General features: G+C 70.4%; 17 protein-coding genes. 8 read left to right on the forward strand and 9 right to left on the reverse strand.

The genetic code is table 11. The features are described from left to right. A partial coding sequence (locus AB0J39_RS11800) for a LysR family transcriptional regulator (RefSeq protein ID WP_363463465.1) occupies positions 1-315 on the reverse strand: 315 nt, incomplete at its 3' end. A gap of 74 nt (positions 316-389) precedes the next feature. Between AB0J39_RS11800 and AB0J39_RS11805 the strand changes: the two genes are divergently transcribed. After that, positions 390-779, forward strand: a complete 390-nt coding sequence (locus tag AB0J39_RS11805; RefSeq protein ID WP_363463467.1) for a RidA family protein — start codon at positions 390-392, stop codon at positions 777-779. 28 nt (positions 780-807) lie between these two features. Here AB0J39_RS11805 and AB0J39_RS11810 read toward each other — a convergent pair whose 3' ends face one another. After that, the gene (locus tag AB0J39_RS11810; RefSeq protein WP_363463469.1) at positions 808-1,374 is read right to left on the reverse strand and encodes a TetR family transcriptional regulator; all 567 of its coding nucleotides are present in this window, start codon (positions 1,372-1,374) and stop codon (positions 808-810) included. 59 nt (positions 1,375-1,433) lie between these two features. Between AB0J39_RS11810 and AB0J39_RS11815 the strand changes: the two genes are divergently transcribed. Further along, positions 1,434-2,603, forward strand: coding sequence for an FAD-dependent monooxygenase (locus AB0J39_RS11815; RefSeq protein ID WP_363463470.1), 1,170 nt, complete (start codon positions 1,434-1,436; stop codon positions 2,601-2,603). Between the two features lie 277 nt (positions 2,604-2,880). On the opposite strand, the gene AB0J39_RS11820 is transcribed toward AB0J39_RS11815, so the two are convergent. Beyond that, positions 2,881-3,381: a GNAT family N-acetyltransferase gene (locus tag AB0J39_RS11820; protein WP_363463472.1), complete on the reverse strand. Its 501-nt coding sequence runs from the start codon at positions 3,379-3,381 to the stop codon at positions 2,881-2,883. Between the two features lie 248 nt (positions 3,382-3,629). Continuing rightward, entirely contained in the window at positions 3,630-3,905 is a 276-nt protein-coding gene (locus AB0J39_RS11825) for an exodeoxyribonuclease VII small subunit (RefSeq protein WP_363463474.1), read from the reverse strand. A gap of 135 nt (positions 3,906-4,040) precedes the next feature. On the opposite strand from AB0J39_RS11825, the gene asnB reads away from it, so the two are divergent. Continuing rightward, a complete protein-coding gene (gene asnB, locus AB0J39_RS11830; protein ID WP_363463475.1) occupies positions 4,041-5,882 on the forward strand; it encodes an asparagine synthase (glutamine-hydrolyzing) in 1,842 nt (613 codons plus the stop codon). A gap of 24 nt (positions 5,883-5,906) precedes the next feature. Here asnB and xseA read toward each other — a convergent pair whose 3' ends face one another. Then, positions 5,907-7,112 carry an exodeoxyribonuclease VII large subunit gene (gene xseA, locus AB0J39_RS11835; protein ID WP_363463477.1) on the reverse strand — a complete coding sequence of 402 codons (1,206 nt, stop codon included), beginning with the start codon at positions 7,110-7,112 and terminating at the stop codon, positions 5,907-5,909. Between the two features lie 125 nt (positions 7,113-7,237). Next, positions 7,238-8,290 carry a hypothetical protein gene (locus tag AB0J39_RS11840; protein ID WP_363463479.1) on the reverse strand — a complete coding sequence of 351 codons (1,053 nt, stop codon included), beginning with the start codon at positions 8,288-8,290 and terminating at the stop codon, positions 7,238-7,240. A 116-nt stretch (positions 8,291-8,406) separates the two neighbouring features. Here AB0J39_RS11840 and AB0J39_RS11845 point away from each other — a divergent pair, with 116 nt between their 5' ends. Next, on the forward strand, positions 8,407-9,372 hold the full coding sequence (locus AB0J39_RS11845) for a 4-hydroxy-3-methylbut-2-enyl diphosphate reductase (RefSeq protein ID WP_363463480.1): 966 nt from the start codon (positions 8,407-8,409) through the stop codon (positions 9,370-9,372). A 10-nt stretch (positions 9,373-9,382) separates the two neighbouring features. Here the strand turns inward: AB0J39_RS11845 and AB0J39_RS11850 are convergent, their stop codons facing one another. Then, positions 9,383-9,871 (reverse strand): DUF6542 domain-containing protein, encoded by a 489-nt coding sequence (locus AB0J39_RS11850; protein WP_363463482.1) that lies wholly within the window; start codon positions 9,869-9,871, stop codon positions 9,383-9,385. A 10-nt stretch (positions 9,872-9,881) separates the two neighbouring features. After that, positions 9,882-11,183, reverse strand: coding sequence for a DNA recombination protein RmuC (locus tag AB0J39_RS11855; protein ID WP_363463484.1), 1,302 nt, complete (start codon positions 11,181-11,183; stop codon positions 9,882-9,884). Positions 11,184-11,304: 121 nt separating this feature from the next. Between AB0J39_RS11855 and ychF the strand changes: the two genes are divergently transcribed. Further along, positions 11,305-12,393, forward strand: coding sequence for a redox-regulated ATPase YchF (ychF, locus tag AB0J39_RS11860; RefSeq protein ID WP_363463486.1), 1,089 nt, complete (start codon positions 11,305-11,307; stop codon positions 12,391-12,393). Between the two features lie 168 nt (positions 12,394-12,561). Here ychF and AB0J39_RS11865 read toward each other — a convergent pair whose 3' ends face one another. Further along, the gene (locus AB0J39_RS11865; protein WP_363463488.1) at positions 12,562-13,800 is read right to left on the reverse strand and encodes a hypothetical protein; all 1,239 of its coding nucleotides are present in this window, start codon (positions 13,798-13,800) and stop codon (positions 12,562-12,564) included. A 198-nt stretch (positions 13,801-13,998) separates the two neighbouring features. Here AB0J39_RS11865 and AB0J39_RS11870 point away from each other — a divergent pair, with 198 nt between their 5' ends. The 3 genes from AB0J39_RS11870 (at position 13,999) to AB0J39_RS11880 (ending at position 15,925) form a co-directional block, all read left to right on the forward strand. Further along, on the forward strand, positions 13,999-14,382 hold the full coding sequence (locus AB0J39_RS11870; protein ID WP_363463490.1) for a VOC family protein: 384 nt from the start codon (positions 13,999-14,001) through the stop codon (positions 14,380-14,382). Between the two features lie 180 nt (positions 14,383-14,562). Next, positions 14,563-15,009 (forward strand): RNA polymerase sigma factor, encoded by a 447-nt coding sequence (locus AB0J39_RS11875; protein WP_363463544.1) that lies wholly within the window; start codon positions 14,563-14,565, stop codon positions 15,007-15,009. Continuing rightward, positions 15,002-15,925 carry a hypothetical protein gene (locus AB0J39_RS11880; protein ID WP_363463492.1) on the forward strand — a complete coding sequence of 308 codons (924 nt, stop codon included), beginning with the start codon at positions 15,002-15,004 and terminating at the stop codon, positions 15,923-15,925. The genes AB0J39_RS11875 and AB0J39_RS11880 overlap by 8 nt, the downstream gene beginning before the upstream one ends. The last annotated feature ends 181 nt before the right edge of the window (positions 15,926-16,106 follow it).

Here is a 16,106-nt window from a genome sequence, read left to right on the forward strand (position 1 = left end):
GGAGGCGGCGAAGCCGATCCGCAGGCGGCCGGTCCGGCCGCTGCCGGCGGCCCTGGCGGCGGACAGCCCGTCGGTGAGATCGGCGAGAGCGCGCCGGGCGGCGGGCAGCAGCTCGCGGCCCGCCGCGGTCAGGGCGACACGTCCCGGTTCCCTGGTGAACAGCGCGTGGCCGACCTTGTCCTCCAGGCGGCGGATCTGCTGGCTGAGCGGTGGCTGGGCGATGCCCAGGCGGGCGGCCGCGTGGCCGAAGTGCAGTTCCTCGGCGAGCACGACGAAAGCGTGCACCTGCGCCAGGGGGAGTTCGGGGCGCTCCATACGCCCAGTGATATCAGGCGATGTCCGAGGACGTATTAGACGTATCGGCACGCCTCGGCCTAGCGTTCTGGCGCATGACAGAGCGACGCGCGATCCTCGGCGGTTCGACGTTCGAGGAGCAGATCGGCTACGCCCGGGCCGTGGTGGACGGCGACCGGGTGCATGTGTCCGGAACGACCGGTTTCGACTACGCCACGATGACGATCTCCGATGACGTGGTGGAGCAGGCCGAGCAGTGCCTGCGGAACATCGAGGCGGCGCTGTCCGAGGCGGGGTGCACCTTCGCCGACGTCGTGCGGGTGCGTTACCTGCTGCCCGACCGGGCCGACTTCGAGCCGTGCTGGCCGGTCCTGCGCCGCCGGTTCGGCGAGGTACGGCCGGCCGCCACGATGATGCAGTGCGGCCTGGCCGACCCCCGCATGAAGATCGAGATCGAGGTAGACGCGCGGCGGCGTGGCGTCTGACGACCCTGCCGTCACGCCGGACGTACGCTCACCTCCGCGGCATACAGCCGTGCACGATGACCTCGACCATGCTCCGCACGACGTCCCTGCTGACGTGCTCCGGTGGTGCGCCGACCAAGGTGAACAGCGCACCGCCGTAGAGCGCGATCAAGGCGGGGATCCTCTCGCGTGGGATGTCGAGGCCGAGTTCGTCGTGGTGCCCCGCACTGATCGGCGACGCCGTTTCCTGCAGGCCCGCGAGCGCCGAGGCGAGCACCGGCCGGCGCGCGGCCTCCAACCGCAGTTCGAAGATCGCCAGGTAGCGGCCGCGGAGTGTGGTCGCCGCTGTGAACAACGATTCCGTCAGCAGGTCGACCAGCGTCGCCGGCTGCTTGACGGCCCGACCGGTGTCCTCGTGATGCAGTTCCGCGATGCGCTCCGCGGCGGCCACCAGCAGCGCCTCCCGGCTGCGGAAGTAGTTCGACGCCGTTCCCGGCGGGACGTCCGCCGCTTTCTCCACCGCCCGATGGGTCAGGCCGTGCACGCCCGCTGACGCCAGCAACTCGATGGCGGCATCGGTGAGGGCCCGGCGCCGGGCCGCGTTGGTGGGCGGCATGGGGCCATGCTACCAATATCCGTACTAGTACGATCGTAGTGAACCTATCGGGAGGTCTCGTGCGGATCGTGATGGTCGGCGCCGGCCTCGGCGGAGTGGCGGCGGCGGTGGGGCTGCATCGCCTGGGTCATGAGGTGACACTCTTCGAACGGGACGCCGAGCTGAGGGAAGCGGGCACCGGGATCGTGGTCATGCCCAACGGGCTTCGCGCCCTGGAAGCGCTGGGGCTGGCCGAAGACGTCCGCGGGCATGTGATGCGGGTGACCCACGGGGGATTGCGGGACTGGCGCGGACGGCCGCTGCTGGTCACCGACATGGCCCGGGCGCGGCAGGAGATCGGGGCGCCCGTCATGATCGAGCGAGCGGAACTGCACCGATCGCTCCGCGCCCCGCTGCCGCCGGAGCTGGTGCGGACCGCGACTCCGGTCGAACGACTGGAGCCCGGCCCCGCCGGAGTGACGGTGATCAGCGAGGGAGAACCCGTCGCGAGGGCGGACGCCGTGATCGTGGCCGACGGCATCGGAAGCGCGCTGCGCGCACAGCTGTTCCCCGCCCACCCCGGGCTGCGGCGGACCGGCCGCATGGACCTGCGCGGCATGCTGCCCCGTCCGCCCGGCCTGGACGAGGAGCTGCTCGCAAGCCAGTTGGTCGACCGCCGGAGTGGGGCGATGTTCGGCCTGTTCCCCGCCGGCGAGGACCGCCTGTACTGGTTCACCGACTCCGCCCTGCACGGCACGCCGCCCGGAGCGGACGAGGCGCGCCGGCGGATGCTGTCCCTGATGGCCGATTGGCACCCCCTCGTCACGACGCTGATCGAGGCCACCCCGCCCACCGCCATCCACGTCGATCCGATCGCCCGCCTGGCCGAACCCCTGCCTTCGTTCGCGGTCGGCAGGATCGCGCTTCTCGGCGACGCCGCGCACGCCATGCCGCCCGACCTCGGGCAGGGCGCCAGTCAGGCATTCGAAGACGCGGCGGCACTGTGTCGCCACCTGGGTCGCCACTTGGGTCGCCACCCGAGCGGCGCTGAGCCGGTGGACGTCGCCGAGCGGCTCCTGCGCTACGACGCCGAGCGCAGGCCCAGAGCCAATCGCATGATGCTGGCGGCGGCCCGGCAGTCACGGCTGACCTCCCGGACCGGCGTCGCCGCGTGGCTGCGTGACACGTCGCTGCGCGCAGTGCCGTCCCGGCTGGCCACCCGGCAGCTCGCCGCCCTCTGGAACGCCTAAGAGAGCAAGCTGCCTTCGAGCGCCTCGATCGGCTTCCTGCGCAACGCGCTCCACCCGGTCACGATGGCTCTCCCACCACGCCGGGTCCACAAGCGGTGTGTCGGCGTCTCCGTCCCGCAGGCCCACGGTGCGATCGACGGCGAAGGTCGTATTCCGACAAGCCTTCAAGGTTTCGCAGCAGGGCCTCGCGCGCGTCCCGCAGGTAAACGTGAAGGTCTGTCTTGGAGTCCAGCCCGGTAGACGTCACCCCCGTCCCTGCGCGAGTCACAGAGGCGGATCAGGCGTCACCGTCCGCTGTTCCCCTGGCCATGACGTACTTGCGCAGGCCCGGGTCACGCGGATGGAGTTCGTATTCGCCCGTGTCGTGGAATCCGAGCCGCCGGTACACGCGTTCCGCTGGCTTGTTGCCGGAGATGACCCATAGCTCCACCCGGGGGCGTCCTGTTTCCCGCGCCCAGGCCAGCACTTCCAGCGCGAGGCGCTCGGCGATCCGCCTGCCTCTGACGTCGGGACGCACCCACATGCCGAAGAGTTCCACGACCATGGCTCGGTCTGCCGGGACACGCCCAGCGGCTACACCGACCGGCACGTCCGCGTCGAACGCGGCCACCTTGACACCGTCCTCGGTCCACTCGCGCCACCGCGCTTCGTCGTAAGCGCGTTCCTCTTCCAGGTCCCCGTGGAAGATGTCGGGCGCGTCGGCGAGTGCCGCGAGTCGGAGATGGCACCAGGTACGCCAGTCCGCGCCGCTGAGCCGGCGTATGACAACCGAGTTCATGCGTACGGTCCTTACTTTTGGTGATCCTCCTGCCATGGTCGAGATCCGGGCCGGCCTGGACAACGGGTCCGGGCGTGATCGATGGTCAGCTCTCCGCGACGGTTGTCGGTGACCGCCGCGCCCTGGTCAAGGCTCGCGTCCGCGTGCCGGCCCTGCTCTCGCTCGGAACGCGCACGCAGGCCAAGCTCGGCCTTGCCGATGTCGCGCGCGGCGATCCTAGGTTCGTCGTCGGCGGGTGGCCACCGGGGTCAGAAGGGCGCTTCCTCCGGGCCGTTGGGCTGGGGCTCCTGGCGCTGGGCCATCGCGGCGGCCAGCTTCGCGCGGGCGCCCTGGAGCCACTCCTCGCAGATCGCGGCCAGCCGCTCTCCCCGCTCCCACAGCTCTATCGACTGCTCCAGCGTGAGCCCGCCGGTCTCCAGCCGGCGCACCACCTCGGTCAGCTCTTCGCGGGCCTTCTCGTACGACGGCGTCTGCTCGTCCGACGGGGCCTGCTTGTCCGACGGGGTCTGCTTGTCCTCAGCCACGTCCCCCACCTTAGAGGCCGGGGCCGACACTCCGGGGCCCCTTAGAGCTGTCCGCTATGGGCATAAAGAGGGTGATTAGTCCGTTATTTAGATGTACTAACCATCTTCGGGGGCGATGATCGGGGGGTCATCCTTATGTGTGGAATCAGCGGCTGGGTGGACTACGGACGCGACCTTCGTCGCGAACGGGAGACCGTGCAGGCCATGACGGACACGATGGCGTGCCGGGGGCCCGACGCCGAGGGGTCGTGGCTCGCTCCGCACGTCGCGTTCGGTCACCGGCGGCTGGCCATCATCGACATCGAGGGCGGGCGACAGCCCATGACCGCCGGAGCAGAGGGCGAGGTCGTGGCCGCGCTCACCTACAGCGGCGAGGTCTACAACTTCAGGGAGCTGCGCGCCGAGCTCGAACAGCGCGGGCACCGGTTCCGGACGCAGAGCGACACCGAGGTCGTCCTGGAGGCGTACCTCGAATGGGGCGAGGACTTCGTCTCCCGCCTCAACGGCATGTACGCCTTCGCCATCTGGGACGCCCGCCGCGAGGAACTGCTGCTCGTGCGCGACCGTATGGGGATCAAGCCCTTGTACTACTACCCCACCCCGAACGGGGTGCTGTTCGGCTCCGAGCCCAAGGCCATCCTGGCCAACCCGCTCGCCGAGCGGGTGATCGACGCCGACGGCCTGCGCGAGATCCTGGCCTTCGTCAAGACGCCCGAGTCCGCCGTCTTCCGCGGCATGCGCGAGGTGCGGCCCGGCCAGGTGGTGAAGCTGCGGCGCGAGGGCCTGAGCAAGCGGCGCTACTGGCGGCTGGAGTCCCGCGAGCACACCGACGACCTGCAGACCACCATCCGGACCGTGCGGGAGCTGCTCGACGACATCGTCGAGCGGCAGCTCATCTCCGACGTGCCGCTGTGCACGCTGCTGTCCGGCGGTCTCGACTCCAGCGCGGTCACCGCGCTCGCGGCCCGCGCGCTGGCCGGCAAGGGCGGGGTGCGGTCCTTCTCCGTCGACTTCGCCGGCTACAGCGAGAACTTCCAGGCCGACGACATGCGCGACACCCCCGACACGCCGTACGTCAGGGACGTCGTACGGCACGTCGGCTCCGACCACTCGGACATCGTGCTGAACTCGGCCGACCTCATGGATCCCGCCGTCCGCGCGGCCGTCCTGCGGGCGAGGGACCTCCCGCTCGGCATCGGCGACATGGACACCTCGCTCTACCTGCTCTTCAAGGCGATCAGGGGGCACTCGACGGTGGCCCTGTCGGGAGAGTCCGCCGACGAGGTCTTCGGCGGCTACCGGTGGTTCCACGATCCCCAGGCGGTCAACTCGGGCACCTTCCCGTGGCTCGCCATCCAGGGCCAGACGGGCCTGTCCACGCGGGGCGAGTTCCTGAACGAGGAACTGCTGCGCAAGCTCGACATCCCCGCCTACCGCTCCGACAGCTACCAGCGGGCGCTGGCCGAGGTGCCGCGGGTGCCGGGGGAGACCGGGCTGCAGAAGCGGATGCGGGAGATCAGCTACCTGCACCTGACCCGGTTCGTGCAGATCCTGCTCGACCGAAAGGACCGCATGAGCATGGCCGTGGGCCTGGAGGTCCGGGTGCCGTTCTGCGACCACCGCCTGGTCGAGTACGTCTTCAACGCCCCCTGGGCGATGAAGACCTTCGACGGGCACGAGAAGAGCCTGCTGCGCGCGGCGACGGCCGACGTGCTGCCCCGCTCGGTGGTGGAGCGCCGCAAGGTGCCCTACCCCTCGACCCAGGACCCGGCCTACGAGCGCGCGCTGCGTGCCGAGGTCACCCGCGTGCTGGACGGGGACTCCGCCATCGGCTGCCTGGTCGACGCGGACAGGGTGCGGAAGATGCTCGACCAGCCCCTGGGCGCGGTCAGCCTGCAGGGCGCCCGGACCTCGCTGGAGGGCATCCTGCAGATGAACGCCTGGCTCGTGGCCTACGACGTCCGCCTCGAGATCTGACCCGCCGGGACCGTCCCCGCACGGTCACGCGTCCTGGGCGGTCACCGTCACGCGGTCGTCGGAGAAGCGGATCGTGAACTCGTCGCCCGGCTTGACGTCCCCGGCCAGGCGGACCACCTCACCGGAGGGGCGCTGCGCGATGGCGTAACCGCGCTCCAGAGTGGCGGCGGGGGAGAGGGCCACGAGCCTGGCCCTGAGATGTTCCAGCGAATCGGCCGAGCGGTCCAGGGACGCCGACAGGCAACGCCTGGACCGCTGGCGCAACGCGTCGACCTGCTCGGCCCGCCGGTCGAGCTCCCGGACGGGATCGGCGAGCGACGGCCGGGAACGGACGGACTCGAGCCACGACATCTCGCGGTCGACCCAGCCGCGCAGCACCCGGCGGCCCCGGTCCCTCAGCTGGTGGATCAGCGTGAGCTGCTCGCCCACGTCGGGAACCACCTTCTTGGCCGCGTCCGTAGGGGTCGACGCGCGCACATCTGCCACGAGATCGAGCAGCGGGCTGTCCTGTTCGTGGCCGATCGCGCTCACCACGGGCGTGCGGCAGGCCGCGACGGCCCGCACCAGCGACTCGTCGGAGAACGGCAGCAGGTCTTCCAGCGAGCCGCCGCCCCTGGCGATGACGATCACGTCGACCTCGGGGTCGGCGTCGAGCTTCCGCAGCGCCTCGGTCACCTCGCCCACGGCGTACGGCCCCTGGACGGCGACCTGCTCCACCTTGAAGCGGACGGCGGGCCAGCGGCGGCGGGAGTTCTCCAGCACATCGCGCTCGGCCGCCGAGTCCCGTCCGCAGACGAGGCCGACGGTGCCCGGCAGGAACGGCAGCCGTCTCTTCCTGTCGACGTTGAACAGACCCTCGCCCGCCAGCACCTGACGGAGCCGTTCGAGCCGGGCCAGCAGCTCGCCGATGCCGACCGGGCGGATCTCCAGGGCCGTGAACGCGAATGAGCCCTTGTTGACCCAGAAGTCCGGCTTGACGTGCATCACGACGCGCGCGCCGTCCACGGGACGCGGCACGCTCGCCTCGTAGACGGCCCGCGCACAGGTGATCCGCGCCGAGACATTGGCCACGGGGTCGCGCAGCGTCAAATAGACGGTGCCGCCCCGGGCCGTCAGCTCGGTGATCTGCCCCTCGACCCAGACGGTGCCCAGCTTGCCGATCCACTGGGCGACCATCTGCAGCACCGACCTGATCGGCAGGGGCGCCTCCGGGGACGTCTTCGCGCTCAAGTGCCCTCCTCGCCTGACCCGGCCGCGTCACCCGCCGTACGCTCGCCGTTCGCACCTGCAGGCTAGCCGTACCCGCCGACAATCCACCGGCGGCCGGGCGGGCACGGGGCGGGGCGGCTCGGGGATCAGGACTCGGACTGGAGCTTGGACAGCCGGTTCTGGAACATCCGGACCACCTCGGGGCGGTTCAGGTGCGCCTGCTCGTAGTCCAGCAGCGCGTGCACCTGCTCGGCCGACTTGCCGCGCATCCGCGCCCGCAGCGACGCCACGGAGAGGTTCGCGTAGCCCGGCATCGGCTCGGCGGCCTCAGCCGGCTCGGTGGACTGGGCAGACTCGGTGGGCTGGGCGGTCTCGACGGCGGCTTCCCCGGCGGGCTGTTCCGCGGTCGCCTCGGCGGGGCTCTCCGGCGCCTGGGAGCCGGCGGCCTTGCGGCGGGTCCTGGTGGCCTTCGGCGCGGCGGTGGCCGCGGCCTCGGGGGTCGTTTCGGGGGTCGCTTCGGGGGTCTGAGATGCGGCTTCGGGCGTCTCGGCGGTGGCCTCGCGGCGGGTGCGCGGCTTCTTGGGCGCCTCGGCGGGGGCGGCCTCGCCGGTCTCGGCCGTCTCAGCGGTCACGGGGGTCTCTGCGGGTTCGGCGCTTTCCGCGGCTTCGGCCGTCTTCGCGGGCTTGGCGGCGGCCTTGCGGGCGCGCGGCTTCTTGGGCGCCTCGGCGGGGGCGGCCTCGGCGGTGACGGGGGGCTCGGCCTCGGCGGGCGCCGTCTCGGCCGGGGCGGGCTCCGCCGCCGGTGCCTCCACCGCTGCCTCCGCCGGTGTCTTCGCCGGTGTCTTCGCCGGTTCCTCGGCCGGGGCAGGCTTCGGCGTTGCCGCCTCGGCCGCCGCGGGCGTCTCGGCGGTCACCGCGTCGGCCTGCTCGCTCTGCTCGGCCTGCTCGGCCTGCTCGGTCTTGCTCGGACGGGGGGCGTAGATGACGGGCTTGCGGGGCTCGGTCCGTTCCTCGGTGGCCTCTGCGGTGGACCGGGCGGTGGACTGGGGGGTGGCCTGCTCGGTCCCGGTCGCGTCGGCGGTCTCGGGACGCTCGCCGTCCTGCGCCTCACCACCGGCGAAGCGCTGCTTGATCGTGGTCTTGATCTTGTCGCCGGCCACCAGTGCCTGTCCGACCCCGTTCAGAGCGGTCTGAAGCACTGTTGTTATTGCTCTAAGGACGGACATTTCGGCTCCCGGGGAGATGTGTATCTGGTACACCCAGTCTTGCAAGACCAGGGTCAAGAAGCGGCTCGCGTTCCACATAGCATAGGAACATGGACGTGCAGACCTCAGCGACCCGCCGTGTCCTGGTCGCCAAGCCCCGCGGCTACTGCGCGGGAGTCGACCGCGCGGTGCAGGCGGTGGAACGGGCGCTGGAGCAGTATGGCGCGCCCATCTACGTACGGAAGCAGATCGTGCACAACACCCACGTCGTGAAGACGCTGGAGGAGCGCGGCGCCGTCTTCGTTGAGGAGACCGAGGAGGTCCCCGAGGGGGCCATCGTCGTCTTCTCCGCCCACGGTGTCGCGCCGGCCGTGCACGAGGAGGCCGCGAGCCGCCGTCTGCGCACCATCGACGCGACGTGCCCGCTGGTGACCAAGGTGCACAACGAGGCCAAGAGGTTCGCGGCCAAGGACTACGACATCCTGCTCATCGGACACGAGGGGCACGAGGAGGTCGAGGGCACCTCGGGCGAGGCGCCGGAGCACATCCAGCTCGTGGACGGCCTCGACGGCGTCGACGCAGTGTCCGTACGCGACCCGGAGAAGGTGGTCTGGCTCTCCCAGACGACCCTGTCGGTGGACGAGACCACAGAGACGGTCGCACGGCTGCGGACGCGCTTCCCGAACCTCATCGACCCGCCGAGCGACGACATCTGCTACGCCACCTCCAACCGGCAGACGGCCGTCAAGCGGATCGCCGCCGAGTCCGACCTGGTCATCGTCGTCGGCTCGGGCAACTCCTCCAACTCCAAGCGGCTGGTCGAGGTCGCCAAGGACTACGGCGCCGCCGCCTCCTACCTCGTCGACGACGCCTCGTTCGTACGGGACGAGTGGCTGGAGGGCGTGCGCACGGTCGGTCTGACGAGCGGCGCCTCCGTCCCGGAGGAACTGGTGGAGGGCGTGCTCGCCAAGCTGGCCGGCCACGGGTTCACCGACGTCGAGGAGGTCGAGTCGGTGCACGAGAGCATGCGTTTCGCCCTGCCGCACGAGCTCCGCAAGGACCTCCGCGCGGTCTGACCCGCCGGGGTCACTCGTCGGCGGCCCTGCCGTACACGCGGGGTTCGAAGTAGCCCTCGGGCTCGGGGTCGAACGCGCGGCCACGGCGGGAGCGGGAGGCCGGCGCCGCGGCGGGCGCCGGCGCGCCGCGCAGCTCCCTGAAGTTGGCGGGCAGCCCGCGGAACCACGCGACCCCCAGGGCCAGCGCGGACCCGAGGAACAGCCACGGCGCGCCGGACGACAGCGCGGTGAACATGCCGAGCCCGAACGCCTTGAGCATCGAACCGGACCCGAGCGCCCGTACGAGCTCCACCAGCAGGGCCGCGGCGAAGAAGACCAGCGGAGGCGTCACCACCAGCGGCAGCAGGTCCCGGGGGCGGACCAGCAGGGCCGTCGCGAGGCAGCCGGCCACGAACACGGGCCCGGGCAGGAACGGCATGCCCGCCAAAGTGATCACGAAGAGCATGACGATCGCCCCCCGAGCGGTCAGCCGCAGCCCCGCTCGACCGGTGCCTGTCATCGGGCCCCCCTTACGACAAGTCTCGCGTCAATTTACCGTTCTGAGGGTGCGGGGGTGGGGGGCTTACCCGCTCTTCACCTTCGAGTTCCGGGATGGCGACCGGCCGGGGGACCTCCTCCACCGCCGCGGGGGCGTCGAGCGAGTAGTCCACCAGGCCGAGGTCGTTCATCCTCCGCGCGCTGACCAGGACCCGGCTCTCCAGCGAGCCGACCGTCTGGTTGTACGCGGTGACCGCTCGGGTGAGCGCCTTGCCCAGGCTGTCCACATGCCGCCCGAGGCCGCCGAGCCGGTCGTACAGTTCCTTGCCGAGGTCGAAGACGGCCTTGGCGTTCTCGCTGACCGCGGTCTGCTGCCAGGCGTACTGCGCGGTGCGGAGCATCGTCACGAGCGTCGTCGGAGTGGCGATGTGGACGCGCCTGCGCATGGCGTACTCCAGCAGCCCCGGATCGCGCTCCAGGGCGGGCGCGAGGAACGCCTCGCCGGGGATGAACAGGACCACGAACTCGGGCGACGGGCTGAACGCCTGCCAGTAGGACTTGGCGGCTAACCGGTCCACGTGCTCGCGCAGGTGCCGCGCGTGGGCGTCCAGCCGCGCCGAGGCGAAGTCGGGATCGGCGGCCTCGGCCGCGTCCAGGTAGGCCGCGAGCGACACCTTCGCGTCCACGATCACGTTCTTGCCGCCGCTGAGCCGTACGACCATGTCGGGCCGGACCACGCCGTCGCGGGTGACGGCGCTCACCTGCTCGTCGAAGTCGCAGAAGCGGGCCATCCCCGCGATCTCCGCCACCCGGCGCAGTTGCAGCTCTCCCCAGCGCCCCCGCGCCTCCGGCCGCTGCAGCGCCCGCACCAGCGCGTCCGTCTGCGCCTTGAGCCGCTCGGAGCTCTGCCGTACGAACTCCATCTGCTTGCTCAGCTCGGCGCGGGCGGCGCGGGCGCCCGACTCGCTCTCCCTGAGCTGGCTCTCCACCTTCGCGAGGGTCTCCCGGAGCGGCGCGACCAGGTTCTCGACCGCCTGCCTGCGCTGGTCGAGATCGCCCGCGGCCTCGGCCCTCGTGGTGTTGAGCCGGTTTTCGGCGAGTTCGAGGAAGCGCAGGTTGGCCACGTCGAGGGCATGCGCGGAGATGGCCTGGAACCGCTCGGTGAGCTGGTTCTCCATGTAGGCCACCTTGTCCTCGGCCGCCCGCGTCCTCGCCTCGGCCTCGGCCACCCTGGCGGCCTCCTGGGCGGTACGGCCCGCGGTCCGCGCCGCGGCCAGCGCGAGGCCGATCACCAGCCCCACGGCGAGTCCCAGTACGAGTGCCACGACATCCACGGTCTGGATGATTTCAGGCATTGGCGTGCCAAACAGGGAGGCGCGCCTGGGAGCGGGCCGAGTCGAAGCACGGGGCCGTCGATGTCCGGCGCACCCACCGAGACCCCTAAACTCGGGGTACGTGAGCCTGAGCATCGGCATCGTCGGCCTGCCCAACGTCGGCAAGTCCACGCTTTTCAACGCCCTGACCAAGAGCGCGAACGCCCTGGCGGCCAACTATCCGTTCGCCACGATCGAGCCGAACGTGGGCATCGTCGGCGTGCCGGACTCGCGTCTGGACAAGCTGGCGGAGATCTACGGTTCCGCGCGCATCCTCCCGGCCAAGGTCGAGTTCGTCGACATCGCGGGCCTGGTGAAGGGCGCCTCGGAGGGACAGGGCAGGGGCAACCAGTTCCTCGCCAACATCCGCGAGACCGACGCGATCTGCCAGGTCATCCGGGTCTTCTCCGACCCCGACGTCACCCACGTGGACGGTGAGGTGGCGCCGGAGCGCGACATCGAGACGATCAACACCGAGCTGATCCTCGCCGACCTGCAGACGATCGAGAAGGCGCTGCCCCGCTTGCAGAAGGAGGCGCGCACCAACAAGGACCGCAAGGTCCTCCTGGAGGCCGCCGAGGCCGCGGCGAAGCTGCTCGACACCGGCACCACCCTGTACGCCGGGGGCAAGGCGGCCGGGATCGACCTCGCCGACCTGCGCGAGCTCCACCTCCTCACGGCCAAGCCGTTCCTGTACGTCTTCAACCTCGACGCCGACGAGCTGACCGACACCGACCTGCGGGCCAAGCTCTCCGCGATCGTGGCGCCGGCGGAGGCCGTGTTCCTCGACGCCAAGATCGAGTCCGAGCTGGTGGAGCTGCCCGACGACGAGGCGCTGGAACTGCTGCAGTCGGTCGGCCAGGAGGAGTCCGGCCTCGCCCAGCTCGCCCGGGTCGGCTTCGAGACGCTGGGTCTGCAGACGTACCTGACCGCCGGGCCCAAGGAGGCCCGGGCCTGGACGATCCGCAAGGGCGCCACCGCTCCCGAGGCCGCCGGGGTCATCCACACCGACTTCCAGCGCGGCTTCATCAAGGCCGAGGTCATCTCGTTCGACGACCTGGTGGAGGCGGGCTCCATGACCGCCGCCCGGGCCGCGGGCAAGGCCAGGATCGAGGGCAAGGACTACGTGATGCGCGACGGCGACGTCGTCGAGTTCCGCTTCAACGTCTGAGTCCTCACGCCCTGCTCCTGCCTTCGGGGCTAGCGGACCACCAACGCACGCTCTGTTGGTGGTCCGCCGGGCGCGTCGTCAGACCCCGGTTCACCGACTGTTCGCGTGCACCACGCGAATGCGGGATCCGCCGGTTTCCTTCCCCTCAGTCCTGCGACGGCGGCTTCTCTAAGGAAGCCGCTCCATGATCCAGGTGCAGAGCTCTTCGGTGATCGCGGTGTGCCCCTCGTTCTGGGACGCGAGCTTGAATTCGTCCAGTTCGCTCGCGTCCGGAGGGAGGCTGTGGATGTTGACGTACAGATCGTCGTTGGTGGCGATGTCACGGATGGCGACGGCGCTGACCGCCGGGACGAAGCAGTGCGAGCGGATCGGGTTGTCCACGCCCAGGCCGAGGCCGGTGAATTTGTTGAGTGCGTCGGCGAGGATGCCGAAGCCCTCCAGCATGCCACCGGGGGCGCTGTCGATGTCGGGCATGTCCATGGTGCGGATCTCCGGCCGCTGCGAAGTCACGACCCGAAGGGTGGCGACCAGCGAGTCGTCGCCCGTCGACTGGCTGCGCAGATCGGTGCCGCTGACGGCCGCGCCCGTGCCGCGCAGGGCGGTCTGGCCGGGGGCGATGCCGTTGCCCTGGCCTGAGCCGACGCCGTTGGCGACACCGATCAGACGGGGCATTCGCGGCCAGTTGCCGACCCGCTCCAGTGCGGCGACGAACTCCTTGCGCTCCTCGTCGGTGTCGGGCTCGTCCTGCCAGCCCGCGATGTGCTGCCACAGCAACTGACGCGCGGCCCGGCTGTTCATCTGGTCGGAGAACCGGCTGTCGAGCTTGCGGATGTAGTGGGCGAACGCCAGCAGGGCGATGGGCACCCAGGCGCCGCGGTGCGGGCTGTCGTAGGAGAAGTACAGCGCCGTCTGATGGGAGTCCCCCGCCCTCGCTCGGCTTTCCATCTTGGCCAGGGCGTACCGGGTGACCAGGCCGCCCATGCTGAAGCCGCCGACCGTGAGCGGATGGCTGCCCTGTCGCCGCGCGATCGCTTCCCGGATGGCGGCGATGGCGGCTTCGGCGTTGTCCAGGATCGATGCGCTGCGCTCGGTGAAACCGAGTAGGACGACGTCCTTGCCGCGCCTGCGTAGTTCGCTGAGGAGCGGGTAGCCACCGAACTCCAGGGCGTTCCAGGAGAACTCGGGCGTGCTGGGCCCGGTGTTGAAGCCGTCAGCCATGATCACTGGGGCGGTCAGAGCCCGGTTGCGCTCCCCGTAGTACACCCAGGCGGTACCACCGGGGAGAGCCCAGACATCGTCGGGCACCGGTGGGAGCTGGGTGGGAGGCTCCTTGGGGCCAGGAGCCAGGATGATGGGCGGCGCGGCCCGGAGCGCCTCCGCGATCTGCTGCTCGTTCTGTCCGCTCATGCTGAGCCTCTCTGTCGTCGATGACAGAGAGTATTTCCATAACTACTATAAGCAATCAGCACAAGCCGGGCTTGTGCCGCTGCTGCGGCCGGCGCGGCAAACCCTCCGGCCGACGTCGCCAGGATGGCGATCAGAGTCCGCTTCGACGTCTGAACCGGCGTAGATCGACTACGGGGTCGTCTACGTACACTGTCGGGCATGGCATGCCGCATCAGTGAGCTGGTCATCGACGCCGCCGACCCCGAGCTGCTCGCCGAGTTCTGGAGCAAGGTCCTCGGCTACGTCGAACTCGGCCGGGAGGACGACGGGAGCATCGAGATCGGGCCGCCCGACGCCGGCTTCGGCGGCCCGCAGCCCACCCTCATCCTCAGCCCCAGCGACGCCCCGCGGACCGGCAAGCTCCGGCTGCACATCGACGTCAACCCCACCGACCGCGACCAGGACGCCGAGCTGGAGCGGCTGCTCGCTTTGGGCGCCAGGCCCGCCGACGTCGGCCAGACCGGCACCGAGAGCTGGCACGTCCTGGCCGACCCTGAAGGCAACGAGTTCTGCCTCCTGCACGCCCGGCTCCGGCCCCTCTGAGGATCCCGGGCGACCGTTCCGGTGGCCCTCGGTCCCTGAGGACCGCTCAACCTGCGGCACAGGCTGCTGAGCCGTCACCATTCACCCCGCTGCGAAGAAGCGGTGTGACCATTCCCGCCCCGATCGCGTCTGGTCTGTTGTGACAGACACAAGAACGCGGGGGGCATCATCATCGAGGAGCTGTACCGCGAGCACTGGGCGCTCGTGTGCGGGTTCCTTCTCCGCCGCACCCGCGATCCCCACCTCGCCGAGGACCTGGCCCAGGAGACGTTCGTCAAGGCGACCAGGGCGTTGCTCGGCTGGCGCGGCGAGAACCCGGCGGCATGGCTGCTCACCATCGCCCGCAACGTCCTGGTCGACCATCTCCGGCGCCACCGTCGCGAACCGGACCTGCCCCATCCCGACGAGCTGGGCGTGCCCGCGCTGCACATCGAGTCGCTGGCGGTGCGCGATGTCCTGGAGCGGCTGCCCGAGGATCAGCGCAGGCTGCTCACCTTGGTCTACTTCGACGGCTTCTCCCTGGTCGAGGTGGCCGCGATGACCGGCAGGAAGCACACCACTGTCAAGACGGCCGTGTGGCGGGCCAGAGCGGCCTTCGCCGATCTCTACGGAGGTCCTCATGACTGACGACGACCTGCTGCCGCCCATGCCGGACTTCGACTACAAGGCGACCCGACGGGCCGTCCGGCGGGGTGTCGCCCGCACCGCGATCACGGTGCTGGCGGCACTGCTCGTCCTGGTGCTGGCGGCCACGATGGGCTCGGGCCTGATCCAGCGGCGCGGCGACCGGGAGGTGCGCATGACCGACGTGCTGGGCACCGCCTTCAAGATCTACAACCCCGGTTACGACATCGAGGTCCGGAGCTCGGGTGCCACCACACCGCTGTCGATGTCGTTCACCGTGGCCGCCAGGCCCGTGCGGGCCGTCGGGGGCTTCGTCGAGGGGTACGGCGGGGTCGAGCATGTCGTCACCCAGGACTTCTTCGGCCACGTGGGCAGGCTGCCACTCGGGACCTTCGCCGGCACCACGCTGAGCAGGGCCTTGATGAACGTGGGGACGACCCTCCAGCGCAAGGAGGACAGCCGCAAGGTGCTGGCCAGGATTCCGGAAGGGCTCAACGCGCTGGCGGTGGTCGAGTTCGCCAGGCCGCTCACCACCGACGAGCTGGTCGCCTTCACCACCGAACACAAGTCGTATGCCGACAAGGTGGTTCTCGAGCGGCGTCCCGGTTCGATCCCCATCACGTGGGGTGGGATGACGATGTGGGACAGGGCGCCGATGCCGGGAGCCGACGATGAGCCGATCAAGTCGGACTTCGGGAACTTCCGCCGCTGGGTCGGCATCCTCGAAGACTACGACGACGACAACCTGCACGACTTCGATCTGAGCCTGGCCCGGCTGCGCAAAGCGGCGGACGACGGCCTCGTCTACGCCTACGTGGACTCGTTGTCGACGATCGGGCAGCTACGGAAGGTCATCGAGGATCCCCTGGTCCGGACGGTCCGCGTAGCGGACGTCACGCACGACCTCGAACGACCGTAGACGGTCGGCGGGGCGGGAGATCACGCAAAGCGGCGGTCACGGTGACGGGGACCCGCCATCGGGCGTGAGCGGCGGGCTCGCCGTTCTCCGGGTGCCGGAACCCGGCGACGATCAGGGGCGGACAATCCCAGACTGCTCCGCCGCATAAGAAGCCGCAAACCGCCCCGGGGCATCACCTGCC

This window comes from Microbispora sp. NPDC049633, from assembly GCF_040675265.1.
Taxonomy (GTDB): domain Bacteria; phylum Actinomycetota; class Actinomycetes; order Streptosporangiales; family Streptosporangiaceae; genus Microbispora; species Microbispora maris.

Bases quoted from the DNA above. Each gene is read 5' to 3' on its own strand.
- AB0J39_RS11810 (WP_363463469.1), bottom strand. From the start codon at position 1,374: ATGCCGCCCACCAACGCGGCCCGGCGCCGGGCCCTCACCGATGCCGCC.
- AB0J39_RS11880 (WP_363463492.1), top strand. From the start codon at position 15,002: ATGACTGACGACGACCTGCTGCCGCCCATGCCGGACTTCGACTACAAG.
- asnB (WP_363463475.1), top strand. From the start codon at position 4,041: ATGTGTGGAATCAGCGGCTGGGTGGACTACGGACGCGACCTTCGTCGC.
- AB0J39_RS11845 (WP_363463480.1), top strand. From the start codon at position 8,407: ATGGACGTGCAGACCTCAGCGACCCGCCGTGTCCTGGTCGCCAAGCCC.
- AB0J39_RS11870 (WP_363463490.1), top strand. From the start codon at position 13,999: ATGGCATGCCGCATCAGTGAGCTGGTCATCGACGCCGCCGACCCCGAG.
- AB0J39_RS11820 (WP_363463472.1), bottom strand. From the start codon at position 3,381: ATGAACTCGGTTGTCATACGCCGGCTCAGCGGCGCGGACTGGCGTACC.
- AB0J39_RS11850 (WP_363463482.1), bottom strand. From the start codon at position 9,871: ATGACAGGCACCGGTCGAGCGGGGCTGCGGCTGACCGCTCGGGGGGCG.
- AB0J39_RS11865 (WP_363463488.1), bottom strand. From the start codon at position 13,800: ATGAGCGGACAGAACGAGCAGCAGATCGCGGAGGCGCTCCGGGCCGCG.
- AB0J39_RS11805 (WP_363463467.1), top strand. From the start codon at position 390: ATGACAGAGCGACGCGCGATCCTCGGCGGTTCGACGTTCGAGGAGCAG.